At 70.1% G+C, this 19,773-nt stretch carries 15 protein-coding genes; 8 read left to right on the top strand and 7 right to left on the bottom strand.

The window, feature by feature from the left end:
* Window positions 1–147: 147 nt before the first annotated feature.
* From ACIBLA_RS37245 to ACIBLA_RS37225, 5 genes are read right to left on the bottom strand one after another with little or no spacing between them, the layout of a single operon-like run.
* Window positions 148–1,458 carry a DUF58 domain-containing protein gene (locus ACIBLA_RS37245; protein WP_399201117.1) on the bottom strand — a complete coding sequence of 437 codons (1,311 nt, stop codon included), beginning with the start codon at window positions 1,456–1,458 and terminating at the stop codon, window positions 148–150.
* Between the two features lie 11 nt (window positions 1,459–1,469).
* Window positions 1,470–2,453 (bottom strand): MoxR family ATPase, encoded by a 984-nt coding sequence (locus ACIBLA_RS37240; RefSeq protein WP_363246658.1) that lies wholly within the window; start codon window positions 2,451–2,453, stop codon window positions 1,470–1,472.
* Window positions 2,450–3,727 (bottom strand): DUF4350 domain-containing protein, encoded by a 1,278-nt coding sequence (locus ACIBLA_RS37235; RefSeq protein WP_399201116.1) that lies wholly within the window; start codon window positions 3,725–3,727, stop codon window positions 2,450–2,452. Before ACIBLA_RS37235 ends, ACIBLA_RS37240 begins: the two co-directional genes overlap by 4 nt.
* Window positions 3,724–4,413, bottom strand: coding sequence for a DUF4129 domain-containing protein (locus ACIBLA_RS37230; protein ID WP_399201115.1), 690 nt, complete (start codon window positions 4,411–4,413; stop codon window positions 3,724–3,726). The genes ACIBLA_RS37235 and ACIBLA_RS37230 overlap by 4 nt, the downstream gene beginning before the upstream one ends.
* Before the next feature lie 4 nt (window positions 4,414–4,417).
* Window positions 4,418–5,659 carry a hypothetical protein gene (locus tag ACIBLA_RS37225; RefSeq protein WP_363246655.1) on the bottom strand — a complete coding sequence of 414 codons (1,242 nt, stop codon included), beginning with the start codon at window positions 5,657–5,659 and terminating at the stop codon, window positions 4,418–4,420.
* Between the two features lie 183 nt (window positions 5,660–5,842).
* Between ACIBLA_RS37225 and mtnA the strand changes: the two genes are divergently transcribed.
* From mtnA to ACIBLA_RS37190, 7 genes are all read left to right on the top strand, one after another.
* Window positions 5,843–6,991 (top strand): S-methyl-5-thioribose-1-phosphate isomerase, encoded by a 1,149-nt coding sequence (gene mtnA / locus ACIBLA_RS37220; RefSeq protein ID WP_363246654.1) that lies wholly within the window; start codon window positions 5,843–5,845, stop codon window positions 6,989–6,991.
* Between the two features lie 246 nt (window positions 6,992–7,237).
* Window positions 7,238–7,915 (top strand): two-component system response regulator MtrA, encoded by a 678-nt coding sequence (mtrA, locus tag ACIBLA_RS37215; RefSeq protein WP_005486885.1) that lies wholly within the window; start codon window positions 7,238–7,240, stop codon window positions 7,913–7,915.
* 1 nt (window position 7,916) lies between these two features.
* On the top strand, window positions 7,917–9,989 hold the full coding sequence (gene mtrB, locus ACIBLA_RS37210; protein ID WP_363246653.1) for an MtrAB system histidine kinase MtrB: 2,073 nt from the start codon (window positions 7,917–7,919) through the stop codon (window positions 9,987–9,989).
* Window positions 9,979–11,829 carry an LpqB family beta-propeller domain-containing protein gene (locus ACIBLA_RS37205; RefSeq protein ID WP_363246652.1) on the top strand — a complete coding sequence of 617 codons (1,851 nt, stop codon included), beginning with the start codon at window positions 9,979–9,981 and terminating at the stop codon, window positions 11,827–11,829. Before mtrB ends, ACIBLA_RS37205 begins: the two co-directional genes overlap by 11 nt.
* A gap of 194 nt (window positions 11,830–12,023) precedes the next feature.
* Window positions 12,024–12,746 (top strand): ComF family protein, encoded by a 723-nt coding sequence (locus ACIBLA_RS37200; protein WP_399201114.1) that lies wholly within the window; start codon window positions 12,024–12,026, stop codon window positions 12,744–12,746.
* Between the two features lie 316 nt (window positions 12,747–13,062).
* On the top strand, window positions 13,063–13,752 hold the full coding sequence (hpf, locus tag ACIBLA_RS37195; protein WP_363246650.1) for a ribosome hibernation-promoting factor, HPF/YfiA family: 690 nt from the start codon (window positions 13,063–13,065) through the stop codon (window positions 13,750–13,752).
* 190 nt (window positions 13,753–13,942) lie between these two features.
* Complete coding sequence (locus ACIBLA_RS37190; protein WP_363246649.1) at window positions 13,943–14,704, top strand: response regulator transcription factor; 762 nt, start codon at window positions 13,943–13,945, stop codon at window positions 14,702–14,704.
* On the opposite strand, the gene ACIBLA_RS37185 is transcribed toward ACIBLA_RS37190, so the two are convergent.
* Together ACIBLA_RS37185 and ACIBLA_RS37180 are read right to left on the bottom strand one after the other, a co-directional pair.
* Complete coding sequence (locus ACIBLA_RS37185; RefSeq protein WP_399201113.1) at window positions 14,697–15,887, bottom strand: winged helix-turn-helix domain-containing protein; 1,191 nt, start codon at window positions 15,885–15,887, stop codon at window positions 14,697–14,699. The two genes, ACIBLA_RS37190 and ACIBLA_RS37185, sit on opposite strands and share 8 nt — an antisense overlap.
* A 70-nt stretch (window positions 15,888–15,957) precedes the next feature.
* A complete protein-coding gene (locus ACIBLA_RS37180) occupies window positions 15,958–16,563 on the bottom strand; it encodes a GNAT family N-acetyltransferase (protein WP_363246647.1) in 606 nt (201 codons plus the stop codon).
* Between the two features lie 241 nt (window positions 16,564–16,804).
* Here ACIBLA_RS37180 and secA point away from each other — a divergent pair, with 241 nt between their 5' ends.
* Window positions 16,805–19,642, top strand: coding sequence for a preprotein translocase subunit SecA (gene secA / locus ACIBLA_RS37175; RefSeq protein ID WP_363246646.1), 2,838 nt, complete (start codon window positions 16,805–16,807; stop codon window positions 19,640–19,642).
* Window positions 19,643–19,773: the final 131 nt, after the last annotated feature.

The raw sequence follows: 19,773 nt of genomic DNA, 5'->3' as shown, positions 1-19,773 counted from the left end.
GTACTGCAGGGGGGACCCTGTGGGAGAGTAGGACGCCGCCGAACAATTATTGGGGAGTGCCCCGTACCTTTTGGTACGGGGCATTTCTGCGTTCAGGGGCCGTTTCGCGTACGAGGCCAGTTCCCCTCCCCCTCGCACGCGTCCCTTTCAGAGGCGGCCTGCGGCCTTCAGGGCCAGATAGGCATCCGCCAGTGCCGGGGCCAGTGAGTCAGGAACGGCGTCAACGACTGTGACTCCATAGCGCTGGAGCTTTTCCGATGTACGGCGTCGTTGGGATTGTGCCTGGGAGCCGGCGGCGGCCTCGTAGACCGCGTCCACTGAACCCCGTGCCGTGCTCATGGTCCGGGCGTGCGGGTCGGCCACGGAGGCGACGAGTACCGTGTGGCGCTGGGTGAGTTGGGGGAGTACAGGCAGGAGCCCTTCCTCCACCGGAGCCGTTTCGAGACTGGTCAGTAGCACGACGAGTGAACGGCGTGGGGCGCTTTTTAGGACGGTGGCGGCCAGGCCTCGGGCGTCCGTCTCCACGAGTTCGGGCTCCAGCGTGGAGAGTGCGTTCACCATCGCGGGCAGTACGTCGCTCGCCGAGCGGCCTCGGACCTGGGCGCGTGTCCGGCGGTCGTATGCCAGCAGGTCGATCCGGTCGCCGGCGCGGGTGGCGAGTGCGGTGAGCAGCAGCGTGGCGTCCATCGCGGCGTCGAGGCGAGGGATGTCGCCCACGCGGCCGGCCGAGGTGCGGCCGGTATCGAGAACGACGAGGATGTGGCGGTCACGTTCGGGCCGCCACGTACGGATGGCCACCGCAGACTGGCGTGCGGTGGCGCGCCAGTCGATGGATCGAGTGTCGTCGCCCGGCACGTAGGGGCCGAGGCTGTCGAACTCGGTGCCCTCGCCGCGGGTGAGCACGCTTGTGCGGCCGTCGAGTTCGCGCAGGCGGGCGAGTCTGGAAGGTAGGTGCTTACGGCTGGTGAAGGGCGGCAGGACGCGCACCGTCCATGGCACATCGTGATTTCCCTGGCGCGCGGCCAGGCCGAGCGGGCCGAAGGAGCGCACGGTCACTCGTTCCGTGCGTCTGTCGCCACGCCGCGTGGGGCGGAGAAGTGTGGAGACGCGGCGACGTTCTCCTGCCGGGACCGTCAACTCGTGGCGGGAGGCGGCCTGTTCGGTGCCGGTCGGCCAACTGCTCGGGGGCCAGGCGTCACGGATATGGGCGCGCAGCGTACGGCGTGCGGGGTTGGTGACCGTGAGCTGGACCTCGGCACTTTCCCCGAGTCGAACTGAGGTATCACCACTTCGGGTGAACCGGAGCGATCGCACTGGCGCTGCCAGGCAGTAGTCGCACAGAATTGCGAGTGAGAGGGGCGCGTTGACCGCCAGCATCCCCGCCCAGCTGGGGGCGAGGATGCCGACGGGAAGCGAGCCGAGAGCGGCGAGGAGTGCCGCTCGTCCGGTGAGGGCCACGGTTCATCGCCTCATCGGGGTACGGGGACATGGGCGAGGATCGCGGTGACGACGGAGTCCGCGGTGACTCCCTCCATCTCGGCCTCGGGGCGGAGTTGGACACGGTGCCGCAGGGTCGGCAGTGCCAGGGCCTTCACGTCATCGGGCGTGACGTAGTCGCGGCCGGTGAGCCAGGCCCAGGCACGGGCGGTGGAGAGCAGAGCGGTGGCGCCTCGTGGGGAGACGCCGAGGGAGAGCGAGGGGGAATCACGAGTGGCACGGCAGATATCGACGACATAGCCCGCTATCTCCGGGGAGACGGAGGTCTTGGCGACCGCGGCTCGCGCCGCTTCGAGGTCGGCGGGGCCGGCGACGGGGCGTACCCCGGCCGCCTGGAGGTCGCGTGGGTTGAAGCCGTCCGCGTGGCGGGTCAGGACGCTGATCTCGTCATCGCGTGACGGGAGGGGGACCGTCAGCTTCAGCAGGAAGCGGTCGAGTTGTGCTTCGGGGAGGGGATAGGTGCCCTCGTACTCGACGGGGTTCTGTGTGGCGGCGACCAGGAACGGATCGGGGAGCGGTCGGGGTGTTCCGTCGATCGTGACCTGGCGCTCCTCCATCGCTTCGAGCAGCGACGACTGTGTCTTCGGCGGGGTGCGGTTGATCTCGTCGGCGAGCAGCAGGTTGGTGAAGACCGGGCCGGGTTGGAAGGAGAACTCCGCAGTTCGGGCGTCGTAGACGAGAGAGCCGGTCACGTCGCTCGGCATCAGGTCGGGGGTGAACTGGACGCGCTTGGTGTCAAGTTCGAGGGAGGCGGCGAGGGCCCGTACCAGGAGTGTCTTCGCGACGCCGGGGACTCCTTCGAGGAGGACGTGGCCCCGACAGAGCAGGGCGACGACGAGTCCGGTCACGGCGGGGTCCTGGCCGACCACGGCCTTCGCGATCTCGGTGCGCAGGGCCTCCAGGGAGGCGCGGGCGCTGTCCGAGTTCTCAGCGGTCACGGGGGTCGGGGCACTCATGAGGTGCGTACCTCTCTTTCGAGGGCGTCGAGTTGGTCCGTCAGGCGGATGAGAGCCGCGTCGTCGGCCGGCGCCGGGCCGAAGAGCAGCGTGCGGGGATCCCGCGAGTCGTCGGAGAGTTGCGCGGAGACGGCGGGGACAAGGGCCTCCGGGGTGTGGGCCTCGGACGGTGGGACCCCGAGGAGCGAAGCGAGGCGGGTGCGGGTCTCCGTACGGAGGACCGAGGCGGCGCGGTCGCGGGCATTGGCCTTGCGGTAGAGGCGGGCGCGGCCCTCGGTGGCCTCCGAGGCACGGATGGCGACCGGGAGCCGTTCGGCCACGACGGGGCCGAGTCGTCGGGAGCGCCACACGGCGGCGAGTACGGCGGCGAGGGCGAGTTGGAGGGTGCCCCAGAGCCAGCCGGAGGGGATCAGGTCAAGGAAGCTTGACTCGTTGCCTCCTCCGTCCTGGTCCTCTGAGCCGCCGGTGCTCTCACCACTGTTGTCGCCACCACTGCCGCTGCCGGATTCGGTGGCGGAGGGATCACTGAGTGAGGGGAGGTACCAGACGATATGAGGCCGGGAGCCGAGGAGTTGAAGAGCCAGCGAGGCATTGCCCTGTTTGGCGAGGCGCTCGTTGTAGAGGAGGTCGGGGGAGCCGAGCAGGACGGTGTCACCACCGGCTGGCGTATCGACCCTGAGGAGGGACGGCAGCCCGTCGGTCGGGTAACAGGCGTCGCTGTCGGGCGAGTCGGTGACGTAGCGGCCTCCGCCGATGTCGACGGCGCCCGCGTCACGGGCGGCGGGCAGCGAGCAGCGGGGGTCTCGCGCGGTCACCGGTCTCTCGGGGGCCGCGGTGACGCCCGGAGCGAGGATGCCGACGGAGGGCGGTCCCGCCGAGACCAGGAGGGTGCGGCCTCCCGAAGTCTCGGTCGCGATCCGCAGGGTGCGCTGCTGGTGGAAGGTCAGCAGATTGGGAGAGGCGACGACCATGGTGGTGTCCGGGCCGGTCCCCTCGGTCGCTTCGCCGAGCGTGGTGACGACACGGGTGGTGACGCCGTGGTCCTTGAGCAGTTCGGCGACTGCGCGGCTGCCCAGAGGGTCGGCGGAGCGGGGGTCGAGGCGGCCGTGCTGGTCGCCGGAGCGTACGGCGGCCAGGGCGATCCCGGCCACGAGGAGGATGGCGAGGGCGATCAGCAGCCCTCGGGCGCGCTTCCAGACCTGCTGGGCGCTGGGCGACATCGAGGTGGCGCTGGTCGTGGCCCGGGGCTGGGCGTCGGCCTTGGTGCCGGTCATTGGGCAGCTCCCTGGGTGGCGCTGCTCAGTTGGGGTCTGCTGCTCTCCAGGCCGAGGTCCAGGTCGCGCAAGCGCAGATACGTTTGCCGGTCCGCCGTGCGTCCGCCGTACGTGACGTCGTCGAAGGCTCTGGCGGCGGCGCGCAGGGCCGTCGCGTGCTCAGGGAGTGAGCGGCCGGCGTCGTCGGCGGCCTCGTCGGCGGTCCGGCCCGGGCGCGGGTCGAGAATCATTCGCTCTTCCAAGGAGCGGACGACGGCGCGCATCCGTTCCTGGACGGCCTGGTTCCAGCGCTCGGCCGCCGCGTGTTCTTCAGCGTTGGCGCGGTGTTCCGCCGCTCCGCGAGGGCCGGATTCGAAGAGTGCGTCCTTGGGGCGGGTGGTGCGTCGGGGGCTGCCGAGCCGCCACCAGAGCGCGGCGACGAGCGCCGCGACGATCACCGCGATCAGGGCGAGGCCGATCGGGCTCGCCACTCCCGAGCCGGCCACGGAGTTGAAGAGGTCCCCGATCCATTCCCAGAAGCGGTCCATCGCGCGCTGGAGGAGGTTCGGGTCGTTCTCGTGGTACATCGGCTTGGACAGCTCGTCCTCGGCCGCTTCACGAGCGGGGACACGCGGGGTGTCCACCGGTATGTCGTCGCTCGTGCGCGCCGTCAGCCACGCCGTTGCAGTACCCCCCGTGCCGAACACCGCATCAGCCCCTGGGGGCGTCGTTGCCAGGCCGCTGGGAGCCGTAGCCCGGTACGCCGGCGGCGCGTGCGAGTTCGAGGTCCAGGGCTTCGCGCCGAATGCGCTGGTCCACGTAGAGGAGCACGGAGACACCGGCGGAGATCGGCAGAGTGATGGAGGTGCTGATCACCGTGCCGATGCCGGTGATGATCAGGAAGGGCCAACCGAAGTCCGGACCGTTCCCCGAGAAGAGGTCGCTGAGGCCGTCGCCGTCCACCGCCATGGCGACGAGGCTGAACGGCACGGCGATGATCATGGAGACGACGAACGTCAGCAGCATCGTCAGCAGCAGGATGCCGAAGATCCGCCACCAGGTGCCCTTCACGAGCTTGGCGGAGCGGCGCATGGACGCCACAATCCCCTGCCGTTCGAGCATGAGGGCGGGCGAGGCGAGGCTGAAGCTGACCATCAGCCAGATCGTCACGACGAGGGCGGCCAGTCCGCCGAGCATCGTCAGCGCGACTCCGGCACCGGAGCCGATCAGCAGTCCCGGCAGGATGCCGACGGTCACGACGGCGGCGCCCATGACGGGCAACAGCAGCGTCAGGCCGAGCAGTTGAAGCAGCCGGGGCCGCGCCTCGGCCCAGGCGTCCGACAACGTGACGCTGCGGCCGAGGACGGAGCGGCTGATGACCACGGTCAGTACTGCCGTGGTGAAGAGCGTGCCGATGATGGTGATGAAAAGGGACGGTGCCAGTGCGATGAGGCTGGACTGCATCGCGTCGACGGACTGGTTCAGCGCTTCCGTCGGGCTCGCGTTCGGATCGATGTCCACCGGCTCCGGCAGGAGATAGCGCTGGACGAGTATGTCGCCGATCTGCGAGATCACCGCGACGACGATGGTGACGCCGAGGACGGTGCGCCAGTGGGCGCGCAGCGTGGAGACGGCACCGTCGAGGATCTCCCCGACGCCCAGGGGGCGCAGCGGGATGACACCGGGCTTTGCCGCGAGGGGCTGCTGTCCCCACCCCGCGTGCCGGCCGCCGCCGGGGCCGCCCCAGCCCGGTGCGGGCCTGGGAGGTGGAACGGGGCCGGGGGCGCTGGGCGCGGACCACTGTCCGGCCGGCGGCTGAGCCTTGGACCACTTCGAGGGGGAGTCCGAGGGCGTGCCGGAGTCGTCGGCGGGCTGGGCGGGCCGGGGCACGCTCGCGTCCTGGCCGTCGGACGGGGCAGATCCGGGCGAGGCCCAGCCCGGAGTGTCGTTCACGGTCATCCACCTCGTGGATTGGTTTCGGAGGCAGGCTCGGGGAGCCGGCGCTTCAACGGTGCCTGTCTGCGAAGCAGAGCGGGAGGCTGGCAGCCATCGTGCCACGCGTGGTCCGCCGGTGGGCGGGGTGCTCCATCTCCTTCTCGCCTTCATAGTCCGCGCGGTACCGGGCAGACTGGGCGGATGACTGATCAGTACGCACCATCCCCGCTCGCGGCCGAGCCGTCCATGTCTCCCGCTCTGCGCTGGGACGAGCTGCCGGAAGGGCCCGTACTGGTCCTCCTCGACCAGACGCGACTGCCGGTCGAGGAGGCCGAACTGGTCTGCACCGACGTGCCGGCCCTGGTCCAGTCGATACGGACCCTCGCCGTGCGGGGAGCGCCTCTCCTGGGCATCGCCGGTGCCTACGGTGTCGCCCTCGCCGCCACACGCGGATACGACGTGGACGAGGCGGCGGCACTGCTGGAGAGTGCCCGGCCCACCGCCGTGAATCTCGGGTACGGGGTGCGGCGGGCGCTGGAGGTGCACCGGGCGGCCGTCGCCGGGGGCGCCGATCAGGAGCAGGCGGCCGTGGCCACGCTGGCGGAGGCCAAGAGGCTGCACCGCGAGGACGCCGTGGCCAGCGCTCGGATGGCGGCATCCGGGCTGGCGCTTCTCGACGAGTTGCTGCCCGGCGGAAGTCACCGGATCCTGACCCACTGCAACACCGGGGCACTGGTCTCGGGCGGTGAGGGCACCGCGTTCGCCGTGGCGCTGTCGGCGCACCGGGCCGGGCGGCTCAGGCGGCTGTGGGTGGACGAGACACGTCCGCTGCTCCAGGGGGCGCGGCTGACGGCGTACGAGGCGGCTCGCAACGGGTTGGCGTACACCCTGCTCACGGACAACGCCGCGGGTTCGCTGTTCGCGGCGGGCGAGGTGGATGCCGTCCTCATTGGGGCGGACCGGATCGCGGCCGACGGCTCGGTGGCGAACAAGGTGGGCAGCTATCCGCTCGCGGTTCAGGCGAAGTACCACCATGTGCCGTTCATCGTGGTCGCGCCGACCACCACACTCGACCTGGACACCCCGGACGGCGCGTCGATCGAGGTGGAGCAGCGGCCGGGTCAGGAGGTCACCGAGCTGACGGCTCCGCAGGCGGCAGGGGCGGGCGTGGAGGTCGGCGGGGGGATGCCGGTCGCGCCGCTGGGGACGCAGGCGTACAACCCGGCCTTCGACGTGACACCCCCCGAACTGGTGACAGCGCTGGTCACCGAGCACGGCGCGCTGTCTCCGGTGACCCGGCACGGGATCGCGGACCTGTGCGCCCAGGCGCGACAGGAGGCAGAGGGCTGACGGGCCACGGTGCGGTGAACAGGGCCCAGGAGTGGGCAGACGCGCTGTCGGGGCCGGCCTGTCGGGCGGCTCGCTAAGGTTCCTGTCGGAGGACCAGGTCAACGAGGCAGGGTGTGACATCTGTGGTTGACGTCAACAGCCACGAACCGCGGCGGCCCACGAGGGACACATGTCCACGTCGTCCCAGGTCAGTGAGCTGGATCACGCGAGTCTACGTAACGGAAATGAAAATGGGATGATGTCGATATGAAGGGACGTGTCCTTGTCGTCGATGACGACACCGCACTGGCCGAGATGCTCGGCATCGTGCTGCGAGGTGAAGGGTTCGAGCCGTCGTTCGTAGCGGACGGCGACAAGGCTCTCGCCGCTTTCCGTGAGGCCAAGCCGGATCTGGTGCTGCTGGATCTGATGCTGCCGGGCCGCGACGGTATCGAGGTGTGCCGGCTCATCAGGGCCGAGTCAGGTGTGCCGATCGTCATGCTGACGGCCAAGAGCGACACGGTCGATGTGGTGGTGGGGCTCGAGTCGGGCGCCGACGACTACATCGTCAAGCCGTTCAAGCCCAAGGAGCTGGTCGCCAGGATCAGGGCGCGGCTGCGCAGGTCCGAGGAGCCGGCGCCGGAGCAGTTGGCCATCGGCGATCTGGTCATCGATGTGGCCGGTCACTCCGTGAAGCGTGAGGGGCAGTCCATCGCCCTGACGCCGCTGGAGTTCGACCTGCTCGTCGCGCTGGCCCGCAAGCCGTGGCAGGTCTTCACCCGTGAGGTGCTCCTGGAGCAGGTGTGGGGCTACCGTCACGCGGCGGACACCCGCCTGGTCAATGTGCATGTGCAGCGGCTCCGCTCCAAGGTCGAGAAGGACCCGGAGCGCCCGGAGATCGTCGTGACCGTCCGCGGTGTCGGCTACAAGGCCGGACCGAGCTGACATGTCCAGCGGCAGTACCGCCCCGAAGCCCGGGGAGCCGGGAGTCCGTACGGGGCGGACCGCCGACCAGGGGCGCCGGGCGTCACGGCTCGGCAGGCTTCTGCACCGCGGCCGGCTGCTCCAGGACGGGGCGGCCGGCAGTCCCGTGCTGCGGCTCGTCGTGCGCTGGCTCCGGCGTCCGGTGCTGCCCGCCGTACGGCTGTGGCGGCGGAACATCCAGCTCAGGGTGGTCACCACCACACTGCTGATGTCGCTGGGTGTGGTGCTGACGCTGGGTCTCGTCGTGATCGGCCAGGTCCGCAACGGCCTGCTCGACGCCAAGGAGAAAGCGGCCCAGAGCCAGGCGGCCGGCGGGTTCACCGTGGCCAAGGAGAAGGCCGACGCGCCCGTCGAGCCGGGCGGGCAGGAGGGCGGCGCGGGGGACGGCAGGTCGAGCCGTAACTCCGTCAACTGGCGCTCGGACCTGGTCGTACAGCTGGCCAGTGGCGGACAGAGCGCGTTCAACGTGGTGGCGCTGAGCGCCGACGCGGACGGCGCGGGCTCCAGCAGCCGCTTCCCGCGCGCCTCCGGCGGCGTGGACCACATCGCGAGCGTGCCGGCGAATCTGCGGTCGGACGTCGCCAAGGGCACGGGGACCTTCCAGAAGTACACCCTGATTCAGTACACGGACGGCCGAGAGCCGGAGTCCGGGCTGGTGATCGGCAAGCGGCTGACCGATGTCGACGGCAATTCCTACGAGCTGTACTACCTGTTCCCGCTCACCCAGGAGGAGCAGTCGCTCAATCTGGTCAAGGGCACGCTCGCCACCGCGGGGCTGTTCGTCGTCGTGCTGCTCGGGGCCATCGCCTGGCTTGTCGTACGGCAGGTCGTGACACCCGTGCGGATGGCCGCGGGGATCGCCGAGCGGCTCTCCATCGGTCGGCTCCAGGAGCGGATGAAGGTCACCGGCGAGGACGACATCGCCCGTCTCGGCGAGGCCTTCAACAAGATGGCCCAGAATCTCCACCTCAAGATCCAGCAGTTGGAGGAGCTTTCCCGGATGCAGCGCCGCTTCGTGTCGGACGTCTCGCACGAGCTGCGCACCCCGCTGACCACCGTCCGGATGGCCGCCGACGTCATCCATGAGGCCCGTGTCGACTTCGACCCCGTCACCGCGCGGTCGGCGGAGTTGCTGGGCGATCAGCTGGACCGATTCGAGTCGCTGCTCTCCGATCTGCTGGAGATCAGCCGGTTCGACGCCGGTGCCGCGGCGCTGGAGGCCGAGCCCATAGACCTGCGGGTGGTCGTACGGCGCGTGATCGGCGGAGCCGAACCGCTCGCCGAGCGCAAGGGCACCCGGATCCGCGTCATGGGCGACGAACAGCCGGTGGTCGCCGAGGCGGACGCCCGGCGTGTGGAGCGCGTGCTGCGCAATCTGGTCGTCAACGCCGTCGAGCACGGCGAGGGACGGGACGTGGTGGTGCGGATGGCGGTGGCGGGCGGTGCCGTCGCCGTGGCCGTACGCGACTACGGGGTGGGCCTCAAGCCCGGCGAGGCGACCCGCGTCTTCAACCGGTTCTGGCGGGCGGATCCGGCGCGGGCGCGTACCACCGGCGGTACGGGCCTCGGGCTGTCGATCGCTGTCGAGGACGCGCGGCTGCACGGCGGCTGGCTCCAGGCCTGGGGCGAGCCGGGCGGCGGGTCGCAGTTCCGGCTGACGCTGCCGCGCACCGCCGACGAGCCGCTGCGAGGCTCGCCCATACCGCTGGAGCCCGAGGACTCCCGGCGCGGCCGGGAGCGTTCCGCCTTCAACGACGCGAAGGAGAGCGCCCACCGGCTGGCGAGCGTGCCTTCCCAGCCGGCGGCCGGCTCGTCGCTCCCGGTGCCGCCGAGGGCGCCCGTGCCACCGCCCGCGGGCGTGGTGGACCCGGCGGCGCTGCCGGGCAACGGCGCCCGGGTGGTGCCGCGTTCCGCCGGGGAGTCCGTGGAACGGGACCCCGCCGCCACCTCATCGACATCGACGTCGTCATCTGCCTCCGCGGTCCCGTCCGCGGCTCAGGCTCCCGAGCGGGAGGACACAACTCGTGGGCGCTGACCGCCTTCGTCACGGCCGGGGGCGCGCGGTGCGGCTGCCTCTCGCCTTCGGGTGCGGTGCCGCGCTGCTGGCCGGCTGTGCGTCGATCCCCAACAGCGGGGACGTCGAGCCGGTCAAGGCGTCCCCGCGCGGTGACTCGCAGGTGCGGGTGTATCCGGTCGCTCCGGCCGAGGGCGCCGATCCGAACGAGATCGTCGACGGCTTCCTGGAAGCGATGACCAGCGACGACCCCGACTTCGCGGTGGCCAGGAAGTATCTGACGAAGCAGGCGTCGCAGAGCTGGCAGCCTGCGGACCGTACGACGGTGCTCGCGGCGGCCCCCGACCCGGCCGACCCCCAGGGGCCGTCCGGCCCGGAGGGCCCCGGACTCACCTACCCGCTGTACGGCGAGCAGATCGCCGCGGTCGACGCCGGGCACGCCTACCAGCCGGTGGCGCCCGAGCCGTACAACCGCACCATCCATCTCGTCCAGGAGAAGGTGCTGGACGGCAAGGAATGGCGCATCGACGACCTCCCGCAGGGGCTGGTGCTCGGCGAGTCCGACTTCCAGCGCAACTACCGTGCGGTGAACAAGTATTACTTCGCCGCCGGCCAGGGCTGGCTCGTCGCCGACCCCGTCTACATCCGCCAGCGCATAGACCCGGTGACGCGGATGGACCCGGTCACCCAGGCCGTGAAGGTCCTCCTTGAGGGGCCGACGGACTGGATGCGGCCCGTGGTCGACTCGCCCTTCCCGGCCGGTACGGAGCTGAAGCGCGGCACCCTGACGCTGGAGTTCGACGACCGCAACGCCCTGAAGGTGCCGCTCAACTCGAAGGTCGACAACGTCGGGCGGGAGCAGTGCCGCAAGATGGCGGCGCAACTGCTCTTCACGCTGCGCGACTTGACGTCCACCCGTGGCGAACAGGTCGAGCTGCTGCGGCAGGACGGCTCCTCGCTGTGCGTGCTGAGCGGCGACCAGGCCGAGGAGTTCGCCGCCGACCGCACGTCGGGCAGTTCGGACAGCCCGTACTTCATCGACGCGAAAGGCCGCCTCGCGCAGCTGTCGGCGAGCAGCAGGGAGCCGATCGACCCGGCACGTGTGCGGGGCCCGTTCGGCGACGGCACGATGCCGCTGGGCCAGGTCGCCGTCGCGCGGGACGAGAAGCACGCGGCAGGTGTCTCGCAGGACGGCAAGTCCCTGCACGTCGGGTCCATCATCTCGGCGGGCGACGTGGGCGACGCCCTCGTCGTCAGCAAGGCCGCGAAGAAGGAAGACCGGCTGTCGGCCCCGAGTTGGGACGGCAACGGCGATCTGTGGATAGCGGACCGCGACCCGAAGCAGCCCCGGCTGCTGCGTCTGGCCGACGGCGCGGACGCGCCCCGCGCGGTCACCGTCGACGGACTCGGCGACGCGCGTATCGAGGCGCTGCGGGTGTCCGCCGACGGCGTACGGGTGGCGCTGCTGCTCTCCGAGGACGGGCGTACGACCCTCAAGATCGGCCGGGTGGAGCGTCGTGGACCCGCCGGGGACCAGACGGTGTCCGTGACGGAGCTGAAGGCCGTGGCGCCGCGTATGGAGACGGTGACCGCCGTGTCGTGGGCCGGGCCGAGCCGGCTCGTCGTGGTCGGCAAGGAGGCCGGCGGGGTGCAGCAGGTGAGCTACATCCAGACGGACGGTTCGACGTCGGCGGCGGGTGTGCTGCCGGGGCTGAACCAGGTCACCGGGATCGCTGCGGCCGACGACGAACAGCAGCCGCTGGTGGCCGACTCGGACGACGCGGGCATCGTGCGGCTGCCGACCGGCGCGAACTGGCAGACGATGGTGCAGGAGGGCTCGTCACCGGTCTATCCGGGCTGACAGAGCGGGGTCGGGCAGAGACAGGCCGTGGGCCCGGCCGCGGGGCGGGGAGGTCGACGTGCCGTCCTCCCGGCCGCGTCAGGTCGGGGCACTGACGTGAGCGCCCCCGCGCAGGTGCGGGCATTCGGGCCGGATCTGAATCCGGTTATCCACAGGGGTGGCCGGAGGTCCGAGACATTGGCACAGTGGGTGACATGCGGGGGTGGTGGCGAGAAATCACCGGGCTGGTGCTTCCGGTCGCCTGCGGCGGCTGCGGGAGTCCCAGGACGCCGTTGTGCGACGCCTGCGGAAGGGCGTTGTATGGGATGTGGCCGTGCCGGGTGCGGCCGGTTCCCGAGCCCGTGGGGCTGCCGGTGGTGCACGCCGCCGCTCCGTACGAGGACGCCGTACGGGCCGTGCTGCTGGCGCACAAGGAGCGGGGTGCGCTCGGGCTCGGTGCGCCCCTGGGCAGGGCGCTGGCGGGTGCGGTGCAGGCCGCTGTGCCGCCGGGTACCGGTGTCGGCCCGCTGATCCTCGTGCCGGTTCCGTCGACGAAACGCGCCGTCGGCGCACGCGGGCATGACGCGGCACGCCGTATCGCCCTGGCGGCGGCCGGGGAGCTGCGGAGTACGGGCCGGTCGGCCCGCGTACTTCCGGTGCTGCGGCAGCGCCGGATGGTGGCCGACCAGTCGGGCCTGGGCGCCCGTCAGAGGCTCGCCAATCTGGCCGGGGCTCTGGAGGTCGCCATCGGGGGCACGGCGCTCCTGGAGGGCGGCAGAGTGGTGCTGGTGGACGATCTCATGACGACCGGCGCCTCGCTCGTCGAGGCGTCGCGCGCGATGCATGCGGCGACGAGATCGGGGTACACCGCGTCGGTACAGGTGAGCGCCGCTGTGGTCGCCGCACCTCCGCTCTCTTTCGAAATAAACCGGAACTGATCGCGAGATTGCTTCGTTGCAGGTGGTGAGGGCCATAAAACACCGGAACGGACGTACGCGCGGGTAGCGGGTGCCGATACCCGTCCAAGAGAGCTATGTTCGGTTGTGAGGAAAGCCGAAAGCCGTACCTCACTGATAAGCAGTGGCGCGTTGGAGCGTTTTCCAGAACCTCGAAGTCAGAGGGAATGGGGATCTTGCCCACGGGGGAGGAGGAGGTGAAAGTCGCCAAGTCCGAGGCCTCGATGACCATCGAGGTCGGGTGCAAGAGGGAGTAGCTCCGCAACGCGGCGGGGCGAATCCGGGAACGGAGTTCTGCGTGGACATCGTCGTCAAGGGCCGCAAGACAGAGGTACCCGAGCGGTTCCGTAAGCACGTGGCCGAGAAGCTGAAGCTGGAGAAGATCCAGAAGCTCGACGGCAAGGTGATCAGCCTCGACGTCGAGGTGTCCAAGGAGCACAACCCGCGTCAGGCGGACCGTTGCGACCGGGTGGAGATCACGCTCCACTCCCGCGGTCCCGTCATCAGGGCAGAAGCCGCCGCCGCCGACCCGTACGCGGCGCTCGACCTGGCCACCGGCAAGCTGGAGGCACGGCTGCGCAGGCAGCACGACAAGCGCCACAACCGCCGTGGCAACGGCAGGCTTTCGGCAGCCGAGGTCGTCGATGTCGTGCCGGGCGTGGCCCAGTTGAACGGCTCGGGCCCGGCCCCCGTGAGCGAGTCGCCGAACGGCATTCCCACCACCAGGATCGGCTCGCTGGAGGTACAGGGCGAAGGACCGCTGGTGGTCCGCGAGAAGACGCACACCGCGGCTCTGATGACCCTCGACCAGGCGCTCTACGAGATGGAGTTGGTCGGACACGACTTCTATCTGTTCGTGGATTCCGAGACCAAGGAGCCGAGTGTCGTCTACCGGCGGCACGCCTACGACTACGGCGTCATCCACCTGAGGACCGACCAGTTGGCCGAGTCCGAGGCAGCGGGCGCGGGCGGCGCGCTCGGCGGCTGAGAGGAAATCCCCCTCGGTGGTGCCCCCGCAGTGCCGGATCCGGCCGCGGGGGCACCACCGCGCGACTACTGGATCACCGCTCTGTCGGTCCGGCATGAAAGCATGGCCATGCACGTCAACCCCCGGTCCCTGACCAGGGGTTGGTGTAGCTCGCATGTACATCGGCCCATGGCCTTCAGGGGGAGGAACGATGGCGGACAGCTTCGGGCCGGTGCACCACGCGCGCGGTGCCGGCGGTACGACCGGTGGCGTGGGACCGGAGAGCGGCGCGGACCCGGACGACCCCGGCAAGGAACCGATCAGGGTCCTTGTCGTGGACGACCACGCCCTCTTCCGCCGGGGACTGGAGATCGTCCTCGCCCAGGAGGAGGACATCCAGGTCGTGGGGGAGGCCGGAGACGGCGCGGAGGCCGTCGACAAGGCCGCCGACCTGCTCCCCGACATCGTGCTGATGGATGTCCGGATGCCCAAGCGCGGCGGCATCGAGGCCTGCACCTCCATCAAGGAGGTGGCCCCCAGTGCCAAGATCATCATGCTGACCATCAGCGACGAGGAGGCCGACCTCTACGACGCGATCAAGGCGGGCGCCACCGGCTATCTCCTCAAGGAGATTTCGACGGACGAGGTGGCCACCGCGATTCGCGCCGTCGCCGACGGGCAGTCGCAAATCAGCCCCTCCATGGCCTCCAAGCTCCTGACCGAGTTCAAGTCGATGATTCAGCGCACAGACGAGCGCAGACTCGTGCCGGCGCCGAGGCTCACCGAACGCGAACTCGAAGTCCTCAAGCTGGTCGCCACGGGAATGAACAACCGTGATATCGCCAAGGAGTTGTTCATCTCCGAGAACACCGTGAAGAACCACGTCCGCAACATCCTGGAGAAGCTGCAGTTGCACTCCCGGATGGAGGCCGTGGTCTACGCGATGCGGGAGAAGATCCTCGAAATCAGATGACGGCCCGCGTCAGTGCCGCCGTCAGCTCCGGGCGGTCGACGCGCTCGATCCGTACGGAATCGCAGCCCACCCACTCGGCGGCCTCCCGCAGCGCCCGCGCCATCGGCTCAACAGCGGCGGGAGTGTCCAGCGACACCTGCCGGGCGACGAGCGTGCTGCCCTCGCGCGCCGGATCGGCACGGCCGAGGAGCTTCCCGCCCGACAGCAGCGGCATCGCGAAGTACCCGTGTATCCGCTTGTGCTTGGGGACGTACGCCTCCAGGCGGTGGGTGAAGCCGAAGATCCGCTCGGTGCGGGCCCGCTCCCAGATGAGCGAGTCGAACGGTGAGAGCAGAGTCGTACGATGCCGCCCGCGCGGGACGCTCGCCAGCGCCTCCGGATCGGCCCAGGCGGGCTTCGCCCAGCCCTCCACCGACACCGGCACCAGTCCCGAGTCCGCGATCACCGCGTCGACCTGCTCGCCCTTGATGCGGTGGTAGTCCCCGATGTCCGAGCGCGTGCCCACCCCGAGGGACTGTCCCGCGAGCCGCACGAGCCGGCGCAGGCACTCGGTGTCGTCCAGGTCGTCGTGCAGCACGTCGTCGGGGATGGCGCGCTCCGCCAGGTCGTAGACCCGCTTCCAGCTGCGGCGCTCCGTGCAGACCACCTCGCCGTGCATCAGCGCCCGCTCGACCGCGACCTTCGCCTCGGACCAGTCCCACCACTCGCCGCCGTTCTTGGCGCCGCCCAACTCGGTCGCCGTGAGCGGCCCCTCGGCCCGCAGCTGCTTGATCACCGCGTCGTACGCCCCGTCCGACAGCTCGTGGTGCCAGTGCGGGCGGGCGCGGTAGGCGCGGCGGCGGAAGGCGAAATGCGGCCATTCCTCGACCGGGAGGATGCAGGCGGCATGCGACCAGTACTCGAAGGCGTGCGGCCGGGGCGGGGCGCCGCCGGTGGCCGCCGGTGTCCAGTACGACTCCTCGACCGTCCGGCGGCCGACCGCGCCCAGGCGCGCGTACGGAATCAGCTCGTGCGAGCGCGCGAGCACCGAGATCGTGTCCAGCTGTACGGCTCCGAGATGGCGCAGCACACCGCGCACGCCGCCCCGGCGGTCGGGCGCGCCGAGGAACCCCTGGGCGCGCAGCGCGATACGGCGGGCTTCGGCGGCGGACAGCTCGGTGACGGCAGGCGGCACAGTGGTCATGCCCCGAACGATAGACGGCGGCACTGACAGCGGGCCGGGGCCGGTCGACCGGGGCCGGTGGCCGCCGCTCTCATGGCCGCGCGGGCAGATACGGGTGCCTGGACGGCAGGCCGAGATCGGACGGCAGGAGCGCGCCGATCCAGACGTCACGTGTCGTCTCCTTGATGAGCATGGCGGCGCGCAGGGTGCCCTCCAGTACGAAACCGGCCTTCAGCGCGACGGCGCGGGAGCCCTCGTTGCCGACCACGGCCCGCCACTCGATCCGTTCGGCGCCCAGTTCCGTGAACATCCAGCGCGCCAGGGCACCCAGGGCCTCCGTCGTGTAGCCCCGGCCCCGGTGCTCCTTGACCGTCCAGTAGCCGACCTCCCACACACCGGTGTGGTTGTGGGCGTTGACCGAGGCCAGCAGCGGGCCGCCGCCGACCGGCTCGACAGCGAAGACGAAGTTGGTCCCGGCCCGCCACATGTCCGGGACCATCCGGCCGACGAAGTGCTCGGCGTGCTGTCTTTCGTACGGAGAGGGGATCGTCGTCCACCGCTGGATGTCGGGATCCTGGCAGCCGGCGTACACCGCGTCGATGTCGTCAGGGACGAGGGGCCGCAGCCGCAGCCGCTCGGTGATCAAGGAGGTGACCGAGGCCTCAGGAGGGGCGGACCGGGTGGTGAGTGGCTCCATGGGGGGGAGTGTGATGACCGGGGGTTCCCCGGCGCGAGCGCTTTTCGTACCTCACCGGCACCTTCGGCGCGTCCCGCGCGTTCTCATTGCGGGTGACAGGAGGCCGGCGCCACGTGGCCCTCCCGAGGCGGCCGGGTCCTCGCTTACGATGGCCGTTGCGGTGGGGTCGGCCCGCCGCGCCCGCGCCAGTGTCCATCACCAGACCCAGTGCCAGGCCCGACCGGCAAGGAGACCAACCTCAGTGTCCGTCTTCAACAAGCTCATGCGTGCAGGCGAAGGCAAGATCCTGCGCAAACTGCACCGCATCGCGGACCAGGTCAACTCCATCGAGGAGGACTTCACCGCCCTCTCCGACGCCGAGTTGCAGGCCCTCACCGAGGAGTACAAGCAGCGGTTCGCCGACGGTGAGTCCCTTGACGACCTGCTTCCCGAGGCCTTCGCGACCGTCCGTGAGGCGGCCAAGCGAGTTCTCGGACAGCGTCCGTACGATGTCCAGCTGATGGGCGGCGCCGCGCTGCACCTCGGCCATGTCGCCGAGATGAAGACCGGTGAGGGCAAGACCCTCGTCGGCACGCTGCCCTGTTATCTGAACGCGCTGTCCGGCAAGGGCGTTCATGTGATCACGGTCAACGACTACTTGGCCGAGCGCGACTCCGAGATGATGGGCCGGGTCCACAAGTTCCTGGGCCTCACCGTCGGCTGCATCCTTGCCAACATGTCGCCCGCGCAGCGCCGTGAGCAGTACAACTGCGACATCACGTACGGCACGAACAACGAGTTCGGCTTCGACTACCTCCGCGACAACATGGCGTGGTCCCAGGAGGAGCTCGTCCAGCGCGGCCACAACTTCGCGGTCGTGGACGAGGTCGACTCGATCCTGGTCGACGAGGCCCGTACGCCGCTGATCATCTCCGGCCCGGCCGACCAGGCGACGAAGTGGTACGGCGACTTCGCCAAGCTGGTGACGCGTCTCACCAAGGGTGAGGCGGGCAACCAGCTCAAGGGCATCGAGGAGACCGGCGACTACGAGGTCGACGAGAAGAAGCGCACCGTCGCGATCCACGAGTCCGGGGTCGCGAAGGTCGAGGACTGGCTGGGCATCGACAACCTCTACGAATCGGTGAACACGCCGCTCGTCGGTTATCTGAACAACGCGATCAAGGCCAAGGAGCTGTTCAAGAACGACAAGGACTACGTCGTCATCGACGGCGAAGTCATGATCGTCGACGAGCACACCGGCCGTATCCTCGCGGGCCGCCGCTACAACGAGGGCATGCACCAGGCGATCGAGGCGAAGGAAGGGGTGGACATCAAGGACGAGAACCAGACGCTCGCCACGATCACCCTGCAGAACTTCTTCCGCCTCTACGACAAGCTGTCCGGAATGACCGGTACGGCCATGACCGAGGCCGCCGAGTTCCAGCAGATCTACAAGCTGGGCGTCGTGCCGATCCCGACGAACCGGCCGATGATCCGGGTCAACCAGCCCGACCTGATCTACCGCACCGAGGTCGCGAAGTTCGCGGCGGTCGTCGACGACATCGCCGAGAAGCACGAGAAGGGCCAGCCGATCCTGGTCGGCACGACCTCCGTGGAGAAGTCCGAGTACCTGTCGCAGCAGCTCTCGAAGCGGGGTGTGCAGCACGAGGTGCTGAACGCCAAGCAGCACGACCGTGAGGCGCCGATCATCGCCCAGGCCGGGCGCAAGGGCGCGGTGACCGTCGCCACGAACATGGCCGGCCGTGGTACGGACATCAAGCTCGGCGGCAACCCCGACGACCTCGCCGAGGCGGAGCTGCGTCAGCGCGGGCTCGACCCCGTGGAGCACGTCGAGGAGTGGGCCGCCGCGCTGCCCGCGGCGATGGAGAAGGCCGAGCAGGCGGTGAAGGCGGAGTTCGACGAGGTCGTGGAGCTCGGCGGGCTGTACGTCCTCGGTACGGAGCGTCACGAGTCGCGCCGGATCGACAACCAGCTGCGTGGTCGTTCCGGCCGTCAGGGCGACCCGGGGGAGTCCCGGTTCTACCTGTCGCTGGGCGACGACCTGATGCGTCTGTTCAAGGCGCAGATGGTCGAGCGCGTCATGTCGATGGCGAACGTCCCGGACGACGTCCCGATCGAGAACAAGATGGTCACCCGTGCCATCGCCTCGGCGCAGTCGCAGGTGGAGCAGCAGAACTTCGAGACGCGTAAGAACGTCCTGAAGTACGACGAGGTGCTCAACCGGCAGCGTCAGGTCATCTACGGCGAGCGCCGCAGGGTCCTGGAGGGCGAGGACCTTCAGGAGCAGATCCGGCACTTCATGGGCGACACCATCGACGACTACATCGGTCAGGAGACGGCGGAGGGTTTCGCCGAGGAGTGGGACCTGGACCGGCTGTGGGGCGCCTTCAAGCAGCTGTACCCGGTGAAGGTCACCGTCGAGGACCTGGAAGAGGCGACGGGGGACCGCGCGGGTATCACGGCGGAGTTCATCGCGGAGTCCATCAAGGAAGACGCGCACGAGCAGTACGACGAGCGTGAGAAGTCGCTCGGCCCGGACGTGATGCGCGAGCTGGAGCGGCGGGTCGTACTGTCCGTGCTGGACCGCAAGTGGCGTGAGCACCTTTACGAGATGGACTATCTCCAGGAGGGCATCGGCCTGCGCGCGATGGCGCAGAAGGACCCGCTGGTCGAGTACCAGCGCGAGGGCTTCGACATGTTCACCGCCATGATGGAGGGCATCAAGGAGGAGTCCGTCGGCTACCTGTTCAACCTGGAGGTCCAGGTCGAGCAGCAGGTCGAGGAGGTCCCGGTGCAGGACGCGGCGGAGCGTACGTCGCTGGCGAAGGCGGACGCGCCGGCGGGCGCGGGTGCCCGTGCGGGCGGCGCGCGTCCGGAGATCCGGGCGAAGGGCCTGGAGGCTCCGCAGCGGCGGGACAGGCTGCACTTCTCCGCGCCGACGGTGGACGGTGAGGGCGGCGTCGTCGAGGGCGACTTCGAGAGCAGCGGCGGGGCGGACCGTACGGAGACGGGCGCGGGGACGACGCGCGCGGAGCGGCGTAAGGCGCAGAAGGGTGGGGGGAGGCGCCGCAAGAAGTAAGCGGCGCACGTCCCACGAACGACGGCCGGGGCCCGCCCCCCCCCCGGGGGGGGGGGCCCCCGCGGGGGGGGGGGGCGGCGGGGGGGGGGGGGGGGGGGGGGGGGGGGGGGGGGGGGGGGGGGGGGGGGGGG

The organism is Streptomyces sp. NPDC050433 (genome assembly GCF_044458565.1).
In the GTDB taxonomy this organism is placed as follows: domain Bacteria; phylum Actinomycetota; class Actinomycetes; order Streptomycetales; family Streptomycetaceae; genus Streptomyces.
Note: the sequence above shows the minus strand (reverse complement) of the source record. Positions and strands in the feature narration are given on the sequence as shown.